The sequence below is a fragment of the Bacillus sp. K7 genome, assembly GCF_053903245.1.
This window is the reverse complement of record NZ_CP096406.1, coordinates 782,639-805,137: the sequence shown is the minus strand read 5'-3', so window position 1 is coordinate 805,137 and position 22,499 is coordinate 782,639. Positions and strand designations below refer to the sequence as shown.

The 22,499-nt window shown below is 47.7% G+C and carries 17 protein-coding genes and 1 pseudogene; 4 read left to right on the top strand and 14 right to left on the bottom strand.

Annotated features, from left to right (window positions below):
• Positions 1-101: 101 nt before the first annotated feature.
• Both ltaS1 and M1D98_RS03950 read right to left on the bottom strand, forming a co-directional pair.
• Positions 102-2,021: a lipoteichoic acid synthase LtaS1 gene (ltaS1, locus tag M1D98_RS03955; RefSeq protein WP_100740364.1), complete on the bottom strand. Its 1,920-nt coding sequence runs from the start codon at positions 2,019-2,021 to the stop codon at positions 102-104.
• A gap of 502 nt (positions 2,022-2,523) precedes the next feature.
• On the bottom strand, positions 2,524-5,709 hold the full coding sequence (locus tag M1D98_RS03950; RefSeq protein ID WP_456280028.1) for a bifunctional cytochrome P450/NADPH--P450 reductase: 3,186 nt from the start codon (positions 5,707-5,709) through the stop codon (positions 2,524-2,526).
• Between the two features lie 149 nt (positions 5,710-5,858).
• Between M1D98_RS03950 and M1D98_RS03945 the strand changes: the two genes are divergently transcribed.
• Positions 5,859-6,929: a DUF3900 domain-containing protein gene (locus M1D98_RS03945; RefSeq protein ID WP_121642113.1), complete on the top strand. Its 1,071-nt coding sequence runs from the start codon at positions 5,859-5,861 to the stop codon at positions 6,927-6,929.
• 34 nt (positions 6,930-6,963) lie between these two features.
• On the opposite strand, the pseudogene M1D98_RS03940 reads toward M1D98_RS03945, so the two are convergent.
• The 4 genes and pseudogenes from M1D98_RS03940 to M1D98_RS03925 form a co-directional block, all read right to left on the bottom strand.
• A pseudogene (locus M1D98_RS03940) lies at positions 6,964-7,053 on the bottom strand (hypothetical protein); the annotation flags it as partial.
• A 75-nt stretch (positions 7,054-7,128) separates the two neighbouring features.
• Positions 7,129-8,079 (bottom strand): DMT family transporter, encoded by a 951-nt coding sequence (locus M1D98_RS03935; protein ID WP_456280217.1) that lies wholly within the window; start codon positions 8,077-8,079, stop codon positions 7,129-7,131.
• Between the two features lie 41 nt (positions 8,080-8,120).
• Positions 8,121-8,765: a Bax inhibitor-1/YccA family protein gene (locus M1D98_RS03930; RefSeq protein ID WP_456280027.1), complete on the bottom strand. Its 645-nt coding sequence runs from the start codon at positions 8,763-8,765 to the stop codon at positions 8,121-8,123.
• Between the two features lie 234 nt (positions 8,766-8,999).
• Complete coding sequence (locus M1D98_RS03925; protein WP_010329166.1) at positions 9,000-9,872, bottom strand: STAS domain-containing protein; 873 nt, start codon at positions 9,870-9,872, stop codon at positions 9,000-9,002.
• A gap of 196 nt (positions 9,873-10,068) precedes the next feature.
• Between M1D98_RS03925 and M1D98_RS03920 the strand changes: the two genes are divergently transcribed.
• From M1D98_RS03920 to hmoA, 3 genes are all read left to right on the top strand, one after another.
• On the top strand, positions 10,069-10,572 hold the full coding sequence (locus M1D98_RS03920; protein WP_268539158.1) for a hypothetical protein: 504 nt from the start codon (positions 10,069-10,071) through the stop codon (positions 10,570-10,572).
• 97 nt (positions 10,573-10,669) lie between these two features.
• Positions 10,670-11,032 (top strand): VOC family protein, encoded by a 363-nt coding sequence (locus tag M1D98_RS03915; protein ID WP_456280026.1) that lies wholly within the window; start codon positions 10,670-10,672, stop codon positions 11,030-11,032.
• Between the two features lie 100 nt (positions 11,033-11,132).
• Entirely contained in the window at positions 11,133-11,456 is a 324-nt protein-coding gene (gene hmoA, locus M1D98_RS03910; RefSeq protein WP_010329163.1) for a heme-degrading oxygenase HmoA, read from the top strand.
• 39 nt (positions 11,457-11,495) lie between these two features.
• On the opposite strand, the gene M1D98_RS03905 is transcribed toward hmoA, so the two are convergent.
• From M1D98_RS03905 to M1D98_RS03870, 8 genes are all read right to left on the bottom strand, one after another.
• The gene (locus M1D98_RS03905) at positions 11,496-12,191 is read right to left on the bottom strand and encodes a DUF421 domain-containing protein (protein WP_010329162.1); all 696 of its coding nucleotides are present in this window, start codon (positions 12,189-12,191) and stop codon (positions 11,496-11,498) included.
• A 114-nt stretch (positions 12,192-12,305) separates the two neighbouring features.
• Positions 12,306-13,646 (bottom strand): alpha-galacturonidase LplD, encoded by a 1,341-nt coding sequence (gene lplD / locus M1D98_RS03900; protein WP_456280025.1) that lies wholly within the window; start codon positions 13,644-13,646, stop codon positions 12,306-12,308.
• An 8-nt stretch (positions 13,647-13,654) separates the two neighbouring features.
• Positions 13,655-14,542 carry a carbohydrate ABC transporter permease gene (locus M1D98_RS03895; RefSeq protein ID WP_003219535.1) on the bottom strand — a complete coding sequence of 296 codons (888 nt, stop codon included), beginning with the start codon at positions 14,540-14,542 and terminating at the stop codon, positions 13,655-13,657.
• Between the two features lie 13 nt (positions 14,543-14,555).
• Complete coding sequence (locus tag M1D98_RS03890; protein ID WP_010329159.1) at positions 14,556-15,512, bottom strand: ABC transporter permease; 957 nt, start codon at positions 15,510-15,512, stop codon at positions 14,556-14,558.
• Between the two features lie 54 nt (positions 15,513-15,566).
• Positions 15,567-17,075, bottom strand: coding sequence for an extracellular solute-binding protein (locus M1D98_RS03885; RefSeq protein WP_456280024.1), 1,509 nt, complete (start codon positions 17,073-17,075; stop codon positions 15,567-15,569).
• Positions 17,076-17,197: 122 nt separating this feature from the next.
• Positions 17,198-19,771 (bottom strand): exo-rhamnogalacturonan lyase family protein, encoded by a 2,574-nt coding sequence (locus tag M1D98_RS03880; RefSeq protein WP_456280023.1) that lies wholly within the window; start codon positions 19,769-19,771, stop codon positions 17,198-17,200.
• Positions 19,772-19,815: 44 nt separating this feature from the next.
• Positions 19,816-21,810, bottom strand: coding sequence for a beta-galactosidase (locus M1D98_RS03875; RefSeq protein WP_456280022.1), 1,995 nt, complete (start codon positions 21,808-21,810; stop codon positions 19,816-19,818).
• 5 nt (positions 21,811-21,815) lie between these two features.
• Positions 21,816-22,469: a rhamnogalacturonan acetylesterase gene (locus M1D98_RS03870; RefSeq protein WP_268539150.1), complete on the bottom strand. Its 654-nt coding sequence runs from the start codon at positions 22,467-22,469 to the stop codon at positions 21,816-21,818.
• Positions 22,470-22,499: the final 30 nt, after the last annotated feature.

Genomic DNA, 22,499 nt, shown 5'->3' with positions numbered 1-22,499 from the left:
GGCCTTGGTGACCAAATGGAATCTATTTTTTCAAGTTGGTTATGTAACCAAAAAAGAGCCTTGAGCGAAGGCAATGTGCCCGCTCAAGGCTCTTTCTCGTCTTATTTGATTTCTTTTTCCTTGCCGTAATGATAGTCAGACGGATCAACGGCTTTGAAATCACTCAGTTTGTGGAATCTCAGCAGGTCTTTATACAAAACACTGTCTGAAAGGCTCAGCTGCTGGCTCACTCTTGTTTTCAGATTCTTCGTTTCTTCATTCGCTTTCAGTTTTTCACCAGTTTTCGTATCGTAAATGATATTATCGACCGATGTGTATTTTGGCGTCACGAAGTCGCCGTTTCTGAACGCCACTGTGTCATCGTGGTCTTTAGAGAATAAATCAGTGCCAAAGTTGATATATTTCTGCGAATCAATTCCTTGCAAGTGCAGAAGTGTCGGCATGACGTCGATTTCACCGCCATACGTGTGGTTCACTCCGCCTTTTTTGCCAGGAACGCGGATCATCAGCGGCACGCGCTGGTTCTGCGCGTTTTGGTAATCTGTAATTTCTTTTCCGAGAATCTCTTTCATCGCGCGATTATGATTTTCGGAAATACCGTTATGGTCACCGTAAATCACGATAACTGAGTCATCATACAGGCCGGCTTCCTTCAGCTCCTTGAAGAATTGCTCAATCGACTCGTCAAGGTAACGGGCTGTCTGGAAGTAATTATCAACCGTTTTATCACCCGTTGTCGCTTTCTTAATGGTCGCATCTTTTTCATCAAGGTTAAACGGATAATGGTGAGTCAACGTAATCAAATGCGCGTAAAACGGCTGTTTAAGAGATTCAAGTTTTGGAATCGACTCTGTAAAGAACGGCTTATCCTTGAGTCCCATATTTACGAGGTTTTCTTCAGACATGTCATAACTGCTTGCGTCGAAGAACTCGTCATACCCAATATGTTTGTAAATCTGGTCACGGTTCCAGAATGATTTGTAGTCACCATGCAGGACAGCGCTTGTGTAGCCTTCCTTCTGGTCTAAAATCGCCGGAAGCGACTGGTATGTGTTTTCGCCTTTCGTCACAAACGCAGAGCCTTCAGGAAGGCCAAAGAGGGAGTTGTCCATTGTCAGCTCGGCATCAGATGTTTTTCCCTGGCCGGTCTGATGGAAAAAGTTATCAAAATACATCATATCTTCTGCGCCGTGTGCGAGTTTATTTAAGAAAGGCGTCACCTCTTCACCGTTCAGCTTATAATCAATCAGGAATGTCTGGAAGCTTTCCAGGTGAATCTTGATGATGTTTTTGCCTTTGGCAGAACCGAAGTACTCGGCATTCGGTTTCGCATAATGAGACGTCGTGTAATTCTCGACGCTTGTTAAATCATCGCTGCTCGCGTAGGCTCTTTGCGATTCCGTTTGAGCCGTCTGCACACCGTCATAAATGGTGTAATTGTAAAGACCTAAATATTTCACGATATAATTGCGGTCAAATGTTCTTGTCAGCAGCTGCGGACGGTCTTTTTCCGCATAGTGCAGGTTGATGAAAAACAGTGCGACCCCGGAAAGGATCACCAAAGACGCAAAGCGTTTTTTCATTTTGTATTCTTTTAATTCAGGTCTCCAGATCAATACCGCAATCAAAATGATGATATCTAAGAAATAGAAAATATCATGAGCGGCCATGATGCTGAAAATCCCGTCTCCCATGTTTCCGACGTTGCCGGACTGTTTAATGTTCGGGAACGTCAGGAAATCGTCAAAGAAACGGTAGAATAAAATATTCGCGTATAACACAAATGTCATCACAAAATCGATAATCAGCATGATAATGGCTGATTTGCGCCCTTTCGCAAGCAAAGCCAGTCCTAAAAAGAAGACAGCGCTTGAGAACGGGTTAAATACCAGGAGGATCTCCTGGGTTGTGCCTTTTACCCCTAGGTTAAACTCTGCTTTGTAAGATAAATACGTTTTTGCCCAAAACAGTATAACCGCCAGCACAAAAAAGCTAAGTTTGTAAGAGAAAAGTTTCTTCATAGCAACCTCTACTTTCTTAAACACTTTAAGTCTTTATTTCTATTTACCTGCTCTTGATTCTGTCTCCAATTCTTTCTTTTCAAACAGAATTAAGGCATCACACAACAAATAAATACACCGGTAAGCCCGGAATATTTATGTTTGGCACCATACCATTTTGATTGCACCTATTTCAAACCAAACACTGGACGAAAGAAGCCTTCGTTTCGTTTCACATTTTTTTCGGGAAATAAAAAAGATTTCTTTTGTCATAAATGCCTTTGAATAAATAGATACCGAGTATAAGAATAACATAAACTAGCAAAAACGAAAAATAGGTCTTGCAGACAGCCTGTCCTGCCAGAGGGCTGTGGCTATTGTATGCACTCATGTTTAGCGTGATCACAATTTTTTCAAAAGGGCAAAAATTTCAGCTGCAAATCCAAAGAAACAGCACAAAAACAAAAAAGCTTGTAGAAAAAAATCGTTTTCTCTACAAGCTGAGACTGGATGCCTCCAGTCTTTACATCCCCGACCAAACATCTCTTGCATATATGCCGGTATCCTGCAGATGTTTCAGCCAGTTTTGCGCTTCTTGTTCGCCGGTGCCATGAACAGACTGACACGCTTTTTGCAGGGCGGCCTCCACATCTGGGGCCATTTTGCTGCCGTCACCGCATACATAGAGCCTGCCTCCGCGATCAAGAATCGATATCAATGTTTCTGCATGGTCAGCCATGAGATGCTGGACATACGTTTTTGGCATGCCTTCTTTTCGGGAAAAGGCTGTGTGCACAGTGGCGATTCCGTCTTTTTCAAACTGCTCAAGCTCATCCCGGTAAATAAAATCACGATCGTTCCTGCATCCGAAATAGAGATGGGCTTCGCCGAGCGTTTTTCCCTCCCGCTTTAAAGCTGAACGCGCTTGGAGGAAACCGCGGAATGGCGCAACTCCTGTGCCCGGCCCAACCATAATGATGGGGGTTTCAGGGTCTTCCGGAAGCTGAAACCGGGATTCGGGTGTGCGGATAAACACTACGACATCATCACCCGCTTGGCGTTCAGCTAAGTGATTTGAAGCCACGCCCCTGTATTCGCCAAGGCCGCTCCACGCTTGACCGCGCACAATACCGACTGTAATGGATGCTTGCTCCGGATTCACCCTTGGTGAGCTAGAAATCGAGTAATATCTTGGTTTTAACGGCCGTAAAAGCTCTAAAAATCGTTCAAACGGCATGTCGCACGCTTCATATTGTTCAAGCAGATCCAGCATGGACATCCGTTTTTGCAAAATTTGTTCCTGGTAGACACCCTCTGCCGCCAGTTCTTCTAATTCGCGTTTATGCGGCGGGCAGACTGTAAATGCCGCAAGCTCCCGTATTTGCGCCCTTGTGGCGGCTTCCTGCACCTCGACGCTGTAGCTGAGAAGGTCTCGCAGGCTGACAGGCCGCCCTAATGGCAGATGCCCTGCACTGCGTCCGCTTGCCGACAATGTTACTTGGTCGGTTCCCTTAAGGCCGAAGCGATGAAGAATCCGGCTGACATTGGTTTGGCTGTTCCTCGGCAATACACCAAGGTGGTCGCCCTCCCGATACCCAATATCCGGCGGCAAAATGATTTCAATGTGTCGGGTGCTGCGACCGCTGTCTGCGGACTGGAGTTCTCGATTTTCAGCGATGGATGCGTGAACCGCTTCGTACGATCGGGCCAGCGGAGACTCTCCAAGCCCTCTGACAAACTGAAGGCTCAGCGTGCTTCGCTCCTTATCGGCGTTTTCATTAAGCTCAAGTCCGAATGCTTTGATGGCGTCTGTCCACATGCTGTTTTTCCACTCGTCAAGCTGCCCTTCAAAATCACCGCTTACATCCCCCTCTCCCCGCGCAGAAAACCGAGTCGCGCCTTTCTCCGCAAACTGCTCATCAATGAATCTCGGCACGTCCTGGTACGTGCTCGCCCAATTGTGATCGCCGCAGCCAAATACCGTGTAATGAACGCCTTCAAGCTCATCCGGTTTGACTTCTTGAAGCCACTGCACGAACTGCCCCGCATTGCTTGGCGGTTTTCCGTTATAAGACGAGGTCACAATGACAACCGCTCCCTCTTTCGGCAGTTTTCCAATCCTGTCGTTCAGCGGTGCCACTTCAGTTCTTACGCCGTGAAGACTGGCTGTATCGGCAAGCTCGCGGGCTACGCCTTCCGCGGTGCCGGTATCAGATCCGTACAGCACGAGAAGCGGGCGGTTATTGAGGCCGATGACCGATGCACCCTTCGTTTCCGCTTTCTCTTTTTGCCCATCAGGCGCCGCTTTTTCAGCTGCCGGGACGTCGGCATGAATGGCCTCCTGGTGCCGTGTTTGAACCCTGATCCGGAAATCGCCCGGTTTGAGTGTCAAAGTTTGCTTGATATCAAGCTCATAATTCTCATGGTCAATCAACGTGAAATATTTTAATATCATGCCCAGCACAAGTGTGGCTTCATGAAGGGCAAACTGCATGCCGATACAGGCACGCTGCCCATTTCCGAACGGTTTGTACGCATGATGGGGCACTTGGTCCTGATGTTCAAACCGTTCTGGACGGAATTCCTCGGCATCCTCTCCCCAAGCGTCTCGATCTCGGTGAAGCTGCGGAATCAGCACAGAAATTCTGTCTTTCGTCGTAATCGGGTATTTTCCGCCAATGACTGTGTCTTCCTTTGGATAAAGGCTGAAAGCCGGGGCTGTCGGCCATAAACGCAAGGACTCATTTAAAATCATCCGGATATATTTTAGCTCAAGCACTTGTTTGTAGGTCGGCGCTGCATCCGTCAGCACCCGGTCGACCTCTTCATACGCTTTTTTTAGTTTGTCGGGATGATTCAATAAAAAGTAGATCGCAAAAGAAAGCAGGCCGCTCGTTGTTTCATGTCCGGCAATCAAAAACGTAATGATTTGAAAACGAATATTTTCATCGTCAAGCTTTTCTCCGGTCTCAGGGTCTTCCACCTTCAGCATGCGGGCGAGCAAATCTTTTTCATCCTGATCCCCATCCGCCTTGCGCTCCGCAATAATGCTGTCGACTAACGAAAACATCGTTTGAATATCATGATGAAATTGTCGCTTTGTCCTCACCATCAGCTTATCTTGAAAATCAAGCCGCTGCATCTGGTGCATCGCTTCATCAAGCGCGCGAACCATGCTGTTGATAAACGGGTGGGGCGTTTCTCTATAGTAGCTGTTAAAGCGATAGTTAAACCCGCACAGACCAATCGTGTCCAGCGTCAAACGGGTCATATCCCCTGGGACATCAACTGCTTCATTCGGATTGAGCCTGGCCCATTTTTGAATAAGCTGAACGGCGATATCGACCATTTTCTCATGATAATCCTTCATGGCCCGCTGGCTGAACGTCGGCATCAGAATGTTGTGCGCTTTTCTCCAATTAGGCTCATGCGTCCAGCTTGTAAACAATCCGTCCCCGGAAAACGCGCGAACCTTTTCCAAGGCGCCTTCAATGCTTTTATCGAATCGCTCTTCATCACAAACCTCTTTCACCAGCTCATGGCCGGACACAAAGATCGTGGTGCCTGCAGGTGTGTGCATTTGAAAAATCGGGCCCTGCTCTTCCGCCAGTTTGATCAGCGAAAGTGTCGGTTTGTCTTTATCAATAAGAGGCAGATTGCCGAGCGGACCAAATGTCTTCGGCTGAGGAATCGGGCTTGTTTCCTTCATCGAACCATTCCTTTCCGTATGAAATGCCTTCTATCTGACTACATTTCCCTTTCATGGTGATGATTATTCCGTTCCTCCGATTGACGTATGAACACCGTTTTTTCTATACTTGAGAAGCTGTACAATACGCGAATAAGGTGAGTTCACATATGGATTTTGAAATTCGATTTTTATCCTTTTATGTCATACAGGTCGAAGGCAAGGACGAGCAGGCGAACAAACAGTTCAAGCACTTCCAGACCCTTGATACGGGTGAATTTGAAGAAAGCGAACTGAAGGACTTTCTCGACGGGGAGCTGAAAAAAATCGTCAAACGGAAAGCCGACCGCCATCCGCAGTCCGAGCAAGTGCCGACGAAAATCGGCCATTTTATCGTCGAGCCCGGCCACGAGCTCGATTCCAATCCGAATTACAATATGTTCAACCGCGCACGTTTGGCGGAAACAAAAGAGGATTTTAACGAGCTGAGCGAGCAGTTCGTCCGCACGTATCTCGATACGAGCGCGGTCCGCGGCGGCGTATTCCTTGTGGCTTCAGCGGTGCCGAGGAAATACTTCGACGAGTCATTTGTCTTCATTATGAAATGTGACTTTGAGCCGAAGGTCGCCCGCATCTCAGACACGTCATCTCTCATTAAAAAAGTCGAAATGGCGATCACGACAAAAAACATGAAAAGCATCCAATATCCGTACATGCCAGAGGAGGGAATGGTCGAGGAAAGCGAGCTAAAAATCCATCAGGCCTCGCACGCCCGCTATTTCGAAGACTTTCTGAAATTCGTCGAATACGGCGAATCAATGCCGGAAATCATGAAAAACCAGGTCATGAACATGGTACAAGAGCATGTCTACGAGACATTTGAAGACAATAGCGAAGAGCTCAAACAATTCGAGCAGGACATTGAAATTTGGGAAGCGAGCGAAAAACGGGAAATCCAAGAGCGCCTCGACACCCATCAAGTGATCGAAGCCTCCGCCCAAATCATCGAGCACACGCCAGAGGCCCAGCTGAAAATGAAAGTCGGAGAAACCGAGATTAAAGGATTGCTAGCGGATTTTGGCAACTCGATTCACCTCGCCAAAGTGAACGGGCGCTATGTCGCGCTGATTGAAGCCGAGACGATTTCGTTTGAGAAGGGCAGTTCTCCGGTGGAGTTTTATAAGCCTGAGGGGCTGCATGAGGTGATTGAGCGGATACGCCACAAAACAGAGCAAGATTAAAAAAGTCCAGAATTTAAATCTGGACTTTTCCTATTTAATATCCTTCCCTCAACACCGCATAGCACTCCCCGATCAGCTCTTCTGCTCCCGGCTCTCCTTTCACCCAGAGGTTCTGGACGCTGAGAAGTTCGTAAAGATGCTTGGGGATATCTTTGAAAAGCGTGTTTAAAAACTAAAAAACCCGTCCGATCAGGACAGGCTACAGCGTCTTTTCTTTTGAAGCCGGATACGCATCCGGCTGTTTTTTCTTTATAACTGTAACAAATATGCCGCTGATGACACATGCAATGCCGATCAAATGCACAAGTTCAAACGGCTCCTTTAATATCACACCTGACAACATGACAGCGGAGACAGGAAGAACGGATGTGAAAATGCCAGACACCCCCGCCGGCACCTTCGTCACCCCGCTATACCATAAGTAAAACGCCAAAACGGTGACAAAAAGCGCGTAATACAACACATACGACCAATCCAAAACTGTCGGCACGCTAAAATCAAATGAAGAGGCCTCAAACAAAGCAAACGGTAGAAAAAACAGAAAACCGAAGAGCGATACGAAGGTCGAAATCGCCAATGCCGAAATATGTGGAGATAACTTCTTGGCCAGCAATGTAAACAACGCTTCACCAATGACTGCAGCAATGATCAGCATGTTGCCAAATAAGGCGTGCGGCGTCCCGTCTTGGCTCCCCGCTCCAAACAGATTAATCGCCATCACGCCGCAAACAGCAAGCAAAATGCCGATCAACGTCTTTTTCTCTATTTTTTCTCTCAGCAGGAAAAAGGATAAAATCCCGATTACCATCGGGGTTGTGCTGGTCAAAATGCCGCTTTCCGTTCCCGTCGTATATTGAACCCCATACAGCAGGCAAATACTGAACAAAAAAACGCCTGTGAAAGACTGCACCAGCAAGACAAGCACATCTTTTTTCGTCAAAACCGGAAACCCTTTTTCAATGCAAAACAGCAGGGCCAGCAATACGATAGCAGCGATTAGAAACCGCAACCCTGAGGAAAGAAAAACGGGAATACGCTCGACCATGAGTTTTCCTACAACGACCGAGCTGCCGACGATCGCCATGGCAGATGCCATGGATACATAAGCGCCAATTTGTTTTTTCATCATCTCTTCTCCTGCCTTTTTTATCTATAGCAAGAAGCACCTATCCAATGACAGGCGCTTTCTGATTAATCATCACTGCTCAAAATGCCGAAGAAACGAAGCAGGTTGATGAATAGATTGATAAAGTCGAGGTACAGCGATAATGCCATAACAGGAATTAAGTCTTCCGTAATATGGCGATGTTTGATTTGGTTTAGATCATACAAAATGTAAAGGGAAAAGACGATGGTTCCGATCACGGAATACGCCATCATCGCCGCTGAGTTTAACGGACTGAAAATGTTGAAGATGCCAACCGCAACAAGTGCGAGCACGGCAACCAGCAGAAATGACGACAGGAAGGATAAATCCTTTTCCATTTTCGCGCCAATTGTGCCCAGAACAGCAAAAATGACAAATGTAGAACCAAAGGCTTCAAGCACGACATAGGCGCCGGCGATGGAAGCGTAGTGGCTGACGATCGGAAATAAGGTAATGCCGGAAACAAACGCGAATGTATATACAAACGCATACCCCACCGCTTTTCTCCTGCGCATCCAGAAAGCCAGAATAATCATTCCCACTTCAAGAATAGAAAGCGGCAGCATCAAAGCGGCAGGAACAAATTGGCCGATAAAAAGACCGACAGTCGCGATCAGCAGTGTGAAAACAAAGACTGTCAAAATGCGCTGCATGATCGATTGCTTACTCTCGTGAACCGTAGCTTGCATGTCAAAAATCCTCCTAAAAAATGATCTTAAAGGTCTATTATATAAAAAATGGATGAAATATGTATGTGTTTTAAGGTAAATTTAAAGAAACCAAACACCATTACGCCAAGACTTCCTTCTTTCCTTTTCAGCGAAAAACGATGATTTTCTATTTATCCCCTTTTTGTAAAATTGGGAAAGCCAAAAGGCATATGATCACCCGTTGACGGACAATCATATGCCTGACCATACTTCCTATTGGTTTTCTTCCAATTCATCCACAATACAGCGGACGCCCATGTTTTCTAACGCCTGCTTTAGCGTTCCGTACGTTTCATATTCACTGAAATCAAGCCCCAATTGAATGGATGTCTGGGCCACATCCGGTCGAATCCCTGAAAATACAGCTTTAATCCCTAGTAAGAAAAGCGTTTTTGACAGGTTGTACAGCTGCTGCGCCACCATGGTATCCACGATCGGAACACCTGAAAGATCAACGACAAGGCTTGTGATTTTTCTCTCGATACAGCGGACCGGCACTGTTTCTAAAATGACCTGTGCCCGCTTTGTATCAATGGAGCCGATTATCGGCAATATCCCGATTCCATCCGCAATGGAAATCACCGGGCAGCCCAGCTCAGAAATCAGTTCCTGCTGAGACGTGAGCCTCATCAGCATAAATTTTTGGTACTGCTCCGAAAATTCAATAATCAGCTTATCAAACGACTGATTCACAATGCGGTTCCATCGGTCGGCATCCTCATCTGTGACGATATCCCGATTCTCTTTGATAAACGCAGCGACTGCGCCCCAGAATGAGATTCTTGAGTTTGAAATAGCTTCTACGACCTCATGCACCTGAACATCTTGCTCTACTCTGTTTTTCGCAACGGTTTGCGCCCATTTTGCCATATTTTCTTGAAACTCGGTTTGATCGTCCAGAAACGCGCTTGCGATTGTGATATTGGTAAACGTATGCTGCTCAGTTAGGAGCTTTTTCGTTTCTGCACTTAAATCGTCGGCGGAATATAGCTCGCCTTTCAGCTGACATCGCAAACTGAACCATTTCTCGGTAATACCCGCAGTGTTGTCTATAATATATTGATATAATAATTGATCGATATTCACGGTTTGTCTCCTTTTTCATAATAGAAGCTCTTTTATTATAAAATGATACACCGGAATTGTGAATGGGACTAGGGAAAAATAGAATGATTCTGCTTCACGAACGCATTCCATTTTCATCCATAGGCAAATGCACCAATAAATGCCCGCTCGCATAAACTGCATATGTAAAGTTTACAATGAGAAAGGACGTTATTGCATGTATTATGTCGATCCTTATATGTTTGCCGGGCATTTTTATGAGCCTTGGCCTGCTTTTGAATATGAATACCGTTATCCGGATGGTTACCCATGGTCCGGAATTGGCGGCGGCGGTGTGCCCGGCATTGGCGGCGGTGCTGTGCCCGGCTTCGGCGGCGGTGTGCCCGGCTTCGGCGGCGGCGCGCCCGGCATTGGCGGCGGTGCTGTGCCCGGTTTCGGTGGCGGTGCGCCGCAGGGACCCCCTCCTTCCAAAAAACCCGAGAAACCGAAAAAGCCGCAGGGCGCTCAAGCAGGCACTTATTTAGTTGAACCCGTTGCCATTCAGCCATGCCTCTTCCGCTTTACTTATGTTTGGCTGACCAACGGCAGCTCATTTTGGTTCTACCCAATCATCCTTGGCAGAAGATCAGTCGGCGGCTTTTATTGGGATTCTTACCGGCGGCGTTGGATTTATTTCGCCTTAGACACAAATTTGATAGATGTTGTAAGCTGCTCGTATTAATCGAAAAACGGCCGGTTTTGCCGGCTGTTTTTTCATGTTACTTCGGCCGTGAACAGGTTATAGTATAATAATTATCTTTCAAATTGGAGGTTTCCCTATGATCAAACAAATTGGCACTGTTGCTGTGTATGTTGAAGACCAGAAAAAAGCGAAGCAATTTTGGGCGGAGAAGGTTGGCTTTAATATTGCGGCGGACCACCCGATGGGACCTGATGCAAGCTGGCTGGAGGTTGCGCCAAAAGGAGCCCAGACCCGTTTAGTGATTTACCCGAAAGCCATGATGAAAGGCTCTGAACAAAAGAAAGCTTCGATCGTGTTTGAGTGTGAAGACATCTTTGCTACATACGAGAAAATGAAAGCAAACGGTGTAGAATTTCTTGGTGAGCCCAATCACATGGAGTGGGGCACCTTCGTTCAATTTAAGGACGAAGATGGCAATGTATTTTTATTGAAAGAATAACTGTGCGGCGACAGTTCTATTCCGCCATGCTCTTCCTTTGACATTGAGAATGAATTTCATTTACAATTATGTATATATGAAAATGATTGGAGAGGGACAGATGTTTGTTCAGTTGAGAAAAATGACGGTAAAAGAAGGCCATGCAGACAAAGTAATCGAACGTTTCAGTGCTGAAGGAATCATTGAAAAACAAGAAGGTTTGATTGATGTAACAGTACTTGAGAAAAACGTCCGCCGCGGTGATGAGGAAGTTGTTGTCATGATTCGCTGGGAATCTGAGGACCACTGGAAACAATGGGAAAAAAGCGATGCGCATATCGCGGGCCATAAAGCGAACAAAGGCAAACCAAAGCCTGACTATCTGATCAACACTGAAGTGAGCATGTATCATGTAAAAGCTGTGAAACAAGGGACTCATGAATAATGAAAAGAGCTTGCACGAGCTGCAAGCTCTTTTTTACGGTCATGACGAACCGCTTTCTTCATACGTGGTGACATAAAGCGGCTGGTCGGCATGCCATTCCGCGTATAGGACATCCTCAACCTTTTCAACGCCTTGCTTTTGCAGCGATTGCTTCAGCCATTGTTCATCCACATCTGCTTCCGCCAGATTATCATACACAATCTCCCCATCAAGAATTAACGTAATCGGCAATGATACTTCCTTTACTGGGAGGTTCATATCTTTTCGGGTCGGTTTACCAAAATCGGCTTTCGGGAGTACACTGATCATTCCGTTTGTTTCCAGGATCGCATATTCCACTTCCTGAATCGAAAAACAGCCTTCCTGCCTCAGAAGGCTTTGCAGCTGGTTAATATCAAGCTTGTTTTTCTTCAGCGCCTTGTATTTCACTTTTCCTTTATGAATTACAATATTCGGTTCGCCTTCCAGTAACTTTCTGGACCCTTTTAGCTTTTGTGTAATCAATTCAATCAAATAGATAAGAAAGCCCCATAAGAGTGAAGCAAAAATAATTTCTTTAATCTTGATTTCATGATCATAGACGGCATTTCCGACCAGCTCCCCTAAAATTAAAGCAGAAATAAAGTCAAACGGGGTGAGTTGAGAGAATTGGGTTTTCCCAAGAAACTTCAAGATGACAAATAAAATGCCGAGACCGCAAACTAATTCTATTGCTACATTTACATAATCTCCCACTGTTGATAGCACCTACTTCTTAAAAACTACTATCATTATAGTCAAGTGCCATCTTTCTAAACCGGAACTGCTGATTTCAATCAAAAAATCAGCCCGTTCGCCGGCTGACATTTTTCACATTGTTTGGTGCTTCGCCAGCATGTCATCAAAAAGCGGTTCTGCATCACTGCGGTCAATCGTGACAAGCGGATCATTGAGAAAGGCTTGAAAAGCAAGCGTGCGACTCTTTGTTAAACCGGCTTCCGCCACTGCCTCCTGATTGGACACGTGCCTCACCGCAATCATTTCCACACTCTTTGGCAGCGCTCCAGAGAAAATCGGCTGGACACTATTGCGGGTAATCAAGGCGTTCGTTTCGACAATCGCATGTAAAGGAAGATTGGAAACTTGGCCTTGATTCGGCACATTTACATTCGTGACAAGTTCACCCACTCCGAGAAGAGCCGCTATGATGCTCACCCCTTCCTCTCCCGATGCCTTCCCGGCAACGCCCCGTTTTTGCACAATCAATTGTTCTGATTCTTTTCGTTTTTCCTCTCTGTCTTGTTTTCTGAATGATACAGGTGTGAGATGAAATTTCCATGATTCAGGCTGTTTGAGGTAAGGGCCGGGAAGAAATTCCGCCAGATGCCTGTCACCCGCAGCGGGGATGGCACCATACGTTTCAAATAAATCAAACGCCACACGGTGCGCCGAACGAAAGACGCTGTCCCTCCAGCTCTCCCCCTCAAGCTCATATCCTGATTCTCCATAATGCGCGCTGAATTCATGGAATATAGGCAACAGATCAATATGGCGGTAAGAGGCTTCCGTAATCCATGTGAAATGGTTAATGCCAAGTACATTGACGCGGATATCCTCACGCCGCAACACCTTTGCTCCGAGCCGTTCTTTGACCATTTCCGCAAGCAGCTTTTGCGTGCCGAATACCTCGTGGCAGCAGCCAATCGCTTTGATGCCGGGAAACACTTTATACAGCACTCTTGTACAGACAGACATCGGGTTTGTATAATTGATGACCCATGATTCAGGTGCGTAGTCTCTTATTGCCCGGGCAATTTCGGCAAACATCGGAACAGCCCGCAAGCCTCTGATGATTCCGCCCGGCCCGACAGTATCACCTACGGATTGATAAATGCCGCAGCGCTCGGGCAAGTGGACATCAACTTCCATATCATCCAATGAACCCGGCAAAATGGAAATGATAACGATATCCGCGCCCGATAACGCTTTTTTCATAGTAGAAACCGCTTCATACCTCCATCTGCCGTCTCCGCTGTGATTGCCAATCACTTCATTTTTCTGAGCAGCTTCAAAATCAAGATCGTAGAGCGCCACCATGCCTGACAACCGCTCATCAATCGACAGATCATTCATCAGTCTTCTGGCCCAGCCCTGGGACCCCCCGCCGATATAGGCGATTTTAATCTGGTCTAACGTACTGATATGAAACACTCCCTTTCTCAGCCTTTCACTGATCCGATCAGCATTCCCTTCGCAAAGTGTTTTTGCAGGAATGGATAGACCGCCAAAATCGGCAGCGTCGCAATGACAATGACCGCGAGTTTAATCCCCTGCTCCGGCGGAACGGTATTTTGCATCGTATCGCCATTGGTCGCTGTTAAATCCGATAAAATTGTGACTTGGCGCAGCACCATTTGCAGCGGCCATTTTGCACTGTCATTGATATATAAGAGAGCGTGGAAGAAATCATTCCAAATCCCGACCGCATAAAACAGCGCAAAGGTCGCAATAACCGGCTTTGACAGCGGCAGGGCGATCCGCCAGAAAACGCCGATTTCTGAACAGCCGTCAATTTTTGCCGATTCCTCCAGTTCGCGCGGCAGCTGCTGAAAGAAGTTTTTGATAATAATCAGGTTGAACGGATTAATCGCCATCGGCAGAATCAATGCCCAATACGTATCCAAAAGGCCAAGTGATTTTACGACAAGGTATGTCGGGATCATGCCGCCGGAAAATAGCATAGAGAAAATGACCAGGTTCAACAGCAGATTCCGCCCCTTCACATGCCGCTTCGCCAACGGATACGCCATCGTAAAGGTGAAAAACAGCTGCACAGCTGTTCCGACCACTGTGATGAAGATAGATACACCCATGCTTCGGATGAATGTCGGTGTCGAAAACACATACTTGTAAGCGTCAAGCGTAAAGGTTTTCGGAAAAATAAAGAAGCTGCGCTGGGCAAGTTCCGCTTCTGTCGCAAAGGAACCGGCGATAATGTACAAAAACGGCAAAATGGTAATTGCACCGACACCGCCGAGAAACAGAATGTTACAGACGTCAAACACCCGTCCTGCTTTTGTGTTGTGCATCGTGTGAATGTCAGCCATACCTCTCCCTCCTCTAAAACAATCCTTCCTGATCAAACTTTTTCGCAATATAATTGGCGCCGAAAATCAAGATAATCCCGACAACCGATTTAAACAGTCCGACAGCCGTGCTGTAGCTGTACGCGCCTTGGGTAATCCCCATCATGTATACATACGTGTCAAAAATGTCAGCCACGCTGCGGTTGAGCGAGTTCGTCATCAAATACACCTGTTCAAAGCCAAGATTCAAAAAGCTGCCGATTCTTAAAATTAACAGAACGATAATGGTGCTTCTGATCGCCGGCAGCGTAATATGCCACATTCTCTTGAATCGGCCCGCTCCGTCCATAATGGCCGCTTCATACTGCTCCTGATCAACCGTCGCCAGCGCGGCCAGAAATAAAATCGTTCCCCAGCCCGTCTCCTTCCAGATGCTTTGCATCACAATCATCGGCCGGAACCAGTCCGCGTCCGATAAGAAGGAAATCTGCTCACCTGTCAAGCTCATGATCAATTTGTTGATCACACCTGTATCGACAGTAAAGAAAACAAAGGTGATGCTGACCACGATTGTCCATGAAACAAAATGGGGCACGTAAATAAAGGTTTGGATGCATCTTTTATACACAGCTTTCCTTACCTCATTCAAAAGCAAGGCCAAAATGAGAGGCGCTGGAAAAGCAAACAAAAGATCCAAACTCGCCAGCATGAGGGTGTTGCGCAGCAGCCGGAAAAAATCCGGATTCATAAAAAAGTCTTTGAAATAATCAAAGCCGACCCATTCGCTTTTCCAGAAGCCGAGATATGGCGAATAGTCTTTAAATGCGATCAGCACGCCCCACATCGGCAAATATTTGAAAATCAAAAAATAAAGCAGTCCGGGAATAAGCAGAAGATAAAGCCATTTGTCACGTTTGAACGCAGCCATCCAGCTGATGCCTTTTCCAGCAGTGAGAACAGGTGCATCTCCCTTCTTCGGCACAGTTTCCATAACTGTTCTCCTTTCGTGATACCGGCGCGCCCGCCATACGGCAGGCGCATCGGTTTATTTTGATGATTGATACAATTTGTTTAAGTCCTTCATCAGGTCATTGCCGCTGCTGTTTTTCCAAAGCTCCACCGCATCCTCGAATCCTTTTTCATCAATTTCTCCGATAATAAATTGTGTTCTCGCGTCGAGAATGATGTTGTCAAGCTGGGCTCCTTTTTGGGTATAGACATCAGATACAAGCGACTCAGCCGGGTTAAAGACGGCTATTTTTTCTCCTTCGGTAATGATGTCCTTGCGATGCTGGAAGAGCTTTGTTTTCTGGTCTTCGATGTAATACTCGCTTTTCGGTATCGACATGCTGAACTGTGCCAAGCCTTCATGCTCATACAGGAGAGATTTGTTGTTTTTTTCAAGTGAGGTGAATACGCCGTCCTTGAGCTCGTAATTGCGTCCCTCCACTCCGTTGTTTGTGAGAATCTGCGCTTCTTTATCGTTCATCTTATCTAGGAAGGACAGCACCTCTTTCAGCTCTTTTTCGGTTTTGACGCTTGTTTTTGGTATCGCGATCATCCCTGAGTAACCGGATGTCGGGAAGGTGCGCTTGCCATTCGGCCCCTCAAGCGATCCGACGATATCAATCACATCCTTGTTCGACTCATCCGCTTCCTCCATCGCGCTTTGGATTTGAGACGCTCTGGAGCCGGTATCAACGATGACACCCGCTTTTCCTTTCACAACCGGATCATTCCACTTCGCTGAATCCATGACCGCAAAGTCCTTATTGATCAAACCCTCGTCATATAGCTTTTTAAAAAACGTGAGCGCCTCCATGTATTCCTTCGTTGTAAAATCAGGAATCAGCTTTCCGTTTTCAACGCCGTAGCGGTTCGGGGCGCCAAACCAGATTTGCAGAACATCCCACGGGCTTCCGTTGCCAAGCCCCATCCATTTCGGCACGACCATGCCGTACGTATCATCCTTGCCGTTTCCGTCAGGATCTTTTTCCTTAAAGGCTTTCAGCACTTCATAGAAATCATCAAGCGTTTCCGGCATATCCAAACCGACGTTTTCAAGCCAGTCGGTTCTGATGATCATACACGCTCTGATCAGGTCCCTCGTTCTGTAGATCCCGTATACCTCTCCATTCACCGAGCTGTTCTTTAAAATCTGTTCATCTGCCTGACTTAAATTCTTATAGTCTTTTAAATAAGGAGACAGCTCCCAAAATGCCCCTGCTTTGACAGACTTGATAAAGCCTGCTGATTTATCTTTTATCACAATCGCATGAGGCATCTCTCCAGAAGCCATGACGATATTGAATTTGTCGTTGTAAGATGAATCAGGCACCCATGTGACCTGAATCTCTTTGCCTGTGTATTTCTCCAGTGCTTTTAGTGATGGGCTCTTTTCACTCGGGCTTTCCGGCGATAAGAGCGGCGCCATGATTTTGATCGTGTCTTTCGAGCCGCTTGCTGAATTGGATGTTTCCGAATTGCTGCATCCGGCGATCATCATGGCAGCGAGCGGCAAGGCCAGCCATTTTGTTCGTATTCTATTTTTCATGATGCATAAGTCCCCCTTTTTCTCATTTTGCAATTCCCCTTTGCCCCTTCCAATATAAAGCGCTTACATAAATTCTTGCAATCTTCATTTTTTGCACCAATTCTCCTATGAAATTCCGGCTGTTATCCTTTTTTGCCGGATGTCTCTTTTTTTGCCGGCAGGGCATCTCCGATTAATTCCAGCGCCGCTATGACGTTTAAACACCATTGCGAGACGGTGTTCGTCGTCACCCACGGGAGCTCCTCCAGCTGCGTCCACGTCTCAATGCACTCTGGTTTGATCGGAAGCGGTGTATGGCTCAGCTTGTCATCGAGCAAAAGATTCCATGCTTTGGCGGCGAGCTTCTGATCCTGTTTGTTTCTCGCGGCATAGGCTGTCATGGCAGCCGCGAACATCGGCCAATGAAAATGCCCGTCATGCAGCGCGCCTCCGCTTCGTTTCCGTTTTTCTTCATCACTGAGTGTGTAAAATTCGCCGAATTCACTCAGCATTTCCTCCCATTCCCGGTCATCAAGAAGCTCAGCCAGCTCCATCCATACTTGCGGCGCGCCAAAGGCGATCATCATATGGTATCCGCCTGCTATGCCGTCGCCCATGTGATGAAGCATCGAGGTCGCCGGATCATATTCAAATGTCGGGCCGGATAATAGGCGAAGCGGCAGCCGCTTCAGGCAGCTGATGCCCGTTTGGATTTTGTGTAGATAATCTGGATTCCCGGTTCGCTCCCATTCTGTCAGCCAATTCGAGCAAAACGCCGCCCAGTCAGGTCCCGTTCTGGCATGGGTCGGATGCTTGCCTTTCTCGTAAAAAGCGCGCATCGGATCGGTTTTGACGAGGGCGTAATCGGCGTCCTTCACTTCTGTCAAAAGATCTCCCGTCCGCTCATCTCCCGTCAGATAATAATAAAATTTATAAAGGCCGGCCATGCTGATCCTTGCTTCCTTGCAGCCGCATCCCCAGTGCACCACGTTATGCCGTGAGCCAAGACCTGCGTATTCCCCAAGGTGAAAGCTGTCCGTTTCGCTCGTATGGCGGGTCATCGCTTCCGCCATGCGGAAGATGTCCTCTCGGCCTGAGCGGAAAAACGCCTGCCACAGCCATAAAGTCGGAACGAGCTCATTGTTTTGCCATGCGTATCCGCCGAGATCATACCGCCACATATGCCGAATCGGATCATACGTATGCATGACATCGCCATAATGCCAAAACCCGTACCACCTGCGCTGCTCTACTTCCTTTTTGTAAAATCGAAAGGCGGCGTCGAGCTGTTCTTCCAGCTCTTTTTTGAGCGGATGGGATGTATCAATGACACTCCAAACCCCGAGCGCCTTTGATTCGTAATAGACGTCCGGCTCGCATACAATGAGCGGCGGCGCCTGCCATTTGTCAGCGAGCGCATTGAGGACTTCGTCAGACGGCATGTGCGAAAAGCACGCCAGGCTGATTTCATTTGTGTTGGCAATGCCGGTCGGATCAGAACGCATTTCATCAAAGCCTTCATATGCGCTGGCCACATGGGTGTTTCCTGTATAATGCCGCAAATCCATCGCTTCTCCGTCCGGAGGCCAAAGCCAGACAGTCATTTTTGGGTGGCCGCCGGCAAGGCCTGTGATTTCCAATGCTGACGGATATTTCTCAAAAAAAGACCGCAGGCCGAGGGCAATGCCGCCGTTTTCGCCGCCTGCATAAAAGAGCCCCTTCGCCCGGCTGCCATGCAGCATGCCGACCCACGCATAATCTTTTCCGGTCCGTTTTGACAGGCTGTAATGATCGCTGGAATCCTGAACAAGCTTGACATCGTTCCACACCGCGTTTTGTGTGCCGTGAGCGAACCATTCCTTATGCTCTTCACTTGGAGACAGGGTTTCGCCATTGATTTGGTTTTCATAAAGCGGATACCGTTCATTGAATTTCCGTGTGCCAAATAGCTGGGCGGGTTCTTTGTATATCCCTTTCTCTCCCGCAAAACGGAAATGGCGGTTGTACGGCTCCCCTTCCAAACAAAGATCAAATGCTATACCGAGCCCTTTCACGAATTCTTGTTTGCCATTCCTGTCGATCAGCTGCGTATGCACGATGCCGATCTCAGAAAGCCCGGCGTAAAACGTCAATCTGACCACAAACGGCAGCCATTCCTCATTTGTTTTTTGAAGAAGATGCACACCCTCTATTTTGATCACCGCTTTGACAGGGCCTTGCTTCTCTATCGCCGCACGTTTGATGAGGCTGACAGACGCTTCATGAAAAAGAATCGTTTCCGCCGCCGACTCCCGTCTCGTTTCTCTTATAGCAACGAGCCTCCCGCCTGCGGCGATCGGCTTTCCGTTGATCTGCAAGGATTGAATGAGATCCGAGCCTGTTTTATGAATGGTACAGACGAGCGTTCCTGTATCCACTTGGATGTCATGCTTTGACTCATTGATGCTGAGCGTTTCGTCCGGCTCCGGGACTTCGCCTTTTTGCACTGTATAGCTTTGATGCTCCTGTTCTCCAAACACTGCCGCGTGCTTCGTCCACTTGATGCTCCCATCCGGCCAATAGGCGGACGGTTCGCTTTGTACATATTGATTTTCCGCATTTTCATTCACAAGCACCAGACAGTCTGCTTGTTTCAATTCTCCTTTTTTCCATGGCACGCCCCACGTCACACCGCTTGTCACCTTTGGCTGTTCTGATAACCATTTGATTTTTTTCATCAGTTCTCTCCTTCCATAGAAAAAAGCTGATTCGATGCAAAGAATCAGCTGTGATTGTCAAACTGAATCACACGGTATTCATGCGGTCCGACCGCCAGCCTCCCCGCTTTTTCCGAACGGTTCGCCAACAAATCCGTTCCCGCTTTCGGCAATGTTACGCTTCCGCCTTTTCCATCCATATTGACGATGATCCACACAAGGCCATGATCGCCTTTGCGCGGGGCAACGATTGTGCCGGGTGTCACATCCGACCGGACGGAAATGGCCGCTTCAGCCGCGTAATGCCTGACGAGCGCTTCCAGCATCGCATCCCCTTCTTCCCCTGATGGAAGCGAGCCGAGCATAACGATTTTCCCCTTGCCGTGCTTTCGTTCTGTCAAAAAAGCATGGCCTGATCCCGGCCCTGACTCAACCGTGCCAAGAGCATTTCCGCTCTCTGTATCAAACACCGCGCTCCACAGCCCGAGCGGCGCCGTGATGCCAAACGCTTTTCCGGTATTCACATCTTCGTTCATTGGAAAGGTATACAGCGTTTTGATCCCGGCTGTTTTCTCAAGCTCACCAAGGCCGCAAGCGGTATGAATCGTATGCTCGCTTGTGCGCCCTCCTGTCAGCGGCCCAGCGATCCAAATGCCTCCCGTTTCAGCGAATGCCGAAGCTTTGTTGATAAATTCGGAAGACAGAAACGGCACAAATGGCGTAAACAGCAAGCGGTAGCCGTCCAGCGGAACGCCTTCCGGAATAAGGTCACGGTGAATTCCAGTATGGAGAATACGTTCATAAAAATGCGTCACAAGCGAACGGTGCTGGAGTCCCCGATGAGGCTCTGTTTTAATAAAGGCTTTTGCTCTGTCGGAGTATGTCATCGCCGCCTCGGCTTGAACAGGTTCTGTCGATAGAATGATTGATTCGATCTCCTTTCTTGCCCGCTCGACCGCCAGCACATTCTGGTAGCCCACGGCCGGCTCACCCCAGGCACTGAGAACCGAACCGTGTGAAATCTCGCTTCCTGAACGCTGCTGGCGCCACAGCCAATAGCAAAAACCCTCGCTTCCTAAGGCATAGGAAGATACGGCTTCGGCCTGTAAATACCCATCGGCATGCGGAAAAGCAAAGCTTTCGAGCGAGGCGGCATACGACGGACTCGTTTCTAAAATCCAGAACGGGCGCCCTTGTTTCAAATTCCTCCACAAATCACAGTTCAGTAAAAAGGCGGAGGCATTTTCCTGCGAAGCGTACGTATCATAGGAGGCAAAATCGAGATTCTGAAAGATCCGCTCGTTGTCCACGCTAAACATGACAGAGCTGTTATGCGTGATCGGCGCATCCGTATAGCAGCGGATCATTTTGGCCTGTTCATCCGCAAATGAAGCGATCATCTCCATCGAAAACAGCTGATACATTGTGCTAAGAGAGGCGTGATGCAGAAATGGGGTCGGCCCGGGCTGCGGCACCTGCTCAAACGCCTGATACGTTTCGCTCCACACATCGGTTCCCCATGCCTCGTTTAACCGCTCAATCACGCCATAGCGGTTTCTGAGCCAGTCATGCCATAAGTGCAGGCACGTCTCACACATGCATGCTGCGACATGGCATTTAAACTCATTGTCTAGCTGCCAGCCGATCAGTCCCGGGAGCTCGCCAAGCTCCTTGGCGATGCTTGTGGTAATAATGGCGGCTTTTTTTCGGAAATACGGGTTGTTTGTACAAGCATGCTGACGGGAGCCATGCCCCATGACCACTCTTTTTTCATTTACATGCATGCGCTCCGGCCGGCCGTGGGACAGCCAAATCGGCGGTGTAGGCGTCGGCGTGCACATGATCGTGTCGATGCCGTTGTCATACAGCCGGGTGATGATCTCTTTAAAAAAACCGACGTCAATTTTCCCTTCTTCCGGCTCCATGACAGACCAGGCAAACTCGCCGATCCGCACAACATTCACGCCAACTTCACGCATCTTGTCAATGTCCTGCTGAATCGTTTCCTCATCCCATAATTCCGGGTAATAGCAAGCGCCGTGATACAGTTTTCTCCTCACATTCTTCACCCTTCTTTGATGATCGATTCTGTCAATGGCACACCGAGCTCCTTGATGCCTTTTGCCACAAGTTTCGCCATTTCATTTGCGCCTTTCCTTGTAAAATGCGTGTAATCGTTTATTCCTTCCGATACCATAAAATAGGTGTATACCTTTTCCTCACCCTTCTCGGTAAAGAAAGCGAGACTTTTCTCCATGAGATCAATGAGCCGGACATTCTCCTCAGCAGCCGTCTGCTTCATGGCAATGCAATAATCAGGAAAGTCGTTCAAAAACACGCCGTTCTCGTAATGAAAGCGGGCTACAGGGGTGATGAGCAGCGGATGGGCGCCTTTTTCCCGCGCGCCTGCGATATACTGTTTTAAATATTGTTTGTAGGTGGTATAGGGCTCGGTGTAGCGCTCCGGCTTATTTTTCGACGCGTCATTGTGGCCCATCTGCACAAACAGCCAGTCATCCGGCTCAATCACATCCAGAATCGCCTGAAGCCTGCCTTCTTCCACAAACGTTTTCGAGCTTCTTCCCCCGATCGCTCTGTTGATCACCTGAATATGCTCCGGCAGATGCGAGCCGAGAAACTGCCCCCAGCCCCCTTGATTTGTGCTGTCTCCATACGTTTGAACCGTCGAATCTCCAGCAAGATAAATGTGATTTGCCATTTCTCATTCCCCCTCGTTTTTTCATTTCAT

What these genes read in the sequence shown, in the direction of transcription:
- ltaS1 (WP_100740364.1), bottom strand. Translation starts at nt 2,021, where the DNA reads ATGAAGAAACTTTTCTCTTACAAACTTAGCTTTTTTGTGCTGGCGGTT.
- M1D98_RS03950 (WP_456280028.1), bottom strand. Translation starts at nt 5,709, where the DNA reads ATGAAGGAAACAAGCCCGATTCCTCAGCCGAAGACATTTGGTCCGCTC.
- M1D98_RS03945 (WP_121642113.1), top strand. Translation starts at nt 5,859, where the DNA reads ATGGATTTTGAAATTCGATTTTTATCCTTTTATGTCATACAGGTCGAA.
- M1D98_RS03930 (WP_456280027.1), bottom strand. Translation starts at nt 8,765, where the DNA reads ATGCAAGCTACGGTTCACGAGAGTAAGCAATCGATCATGCAGCGCATT.
- M1D98_RS03920 (WP_268539158.1), top strand. Translation starts at nt 10,069, where the DNA reads ATGTATTATGTCGATCCTTATATGTTTGCCGGGCATTTTTATGAGCCT.
- M1D98_RS03915 (WP_456280026.1), top strand. Translation starts at nt 10,670, where the DNA reads ATGATCAAACAAATTGGCACTGTTGCTGTGTATGTTGAAGACCAGAAA.
- hmoA (WP_010329163.1), top strand. Translation starts at nt 11,133, where the DNA reads ATGTTTGTTCAGTTGAGAAAAATGACGGTAAAAGAAGGCCATGCAGAC.
- M1D98_RS03895 (WP_003219535.1), bottom strand. Translation starts at nt 14,542, where the DNA reads ATGGCTGACATTCACACGATGCACAACACAAAAGCAGGACGGGTGTTT.
- M1D98_RS03890 (WP_010329159.1), bottom strand. Translation starts at nt 15,512, where the DNA reads ATGGAAACTGTGCCGAAGAAGGGAGATGCACCTGTTCTCACTGCTGGA.
- M1D98_RS03885 (WP_456280024.1), bottom strand. Translation starts at nt 17,075, where the DNA reads ATGAAAAATAGAATACGAACAAAATGGCTGGCCTTGCCGCTCGCTGCC.
- M1D98_RS03880 (WP_456280023.1), bottom strand. Translation starts at nt 19,771, where the DNA reads ATGAAAAAAATCAAATGGTTATCAGAACAGCCAAAGGTGACAAGCGGT.
- M1D98_RS03870 (WP_268539150.1), bottom strand. Translation starts at nt 22,469, where the DNA reads ATGGCAAATCACATTTATCTTGCTGGAGATTCGACGGTTCAAACGTAT.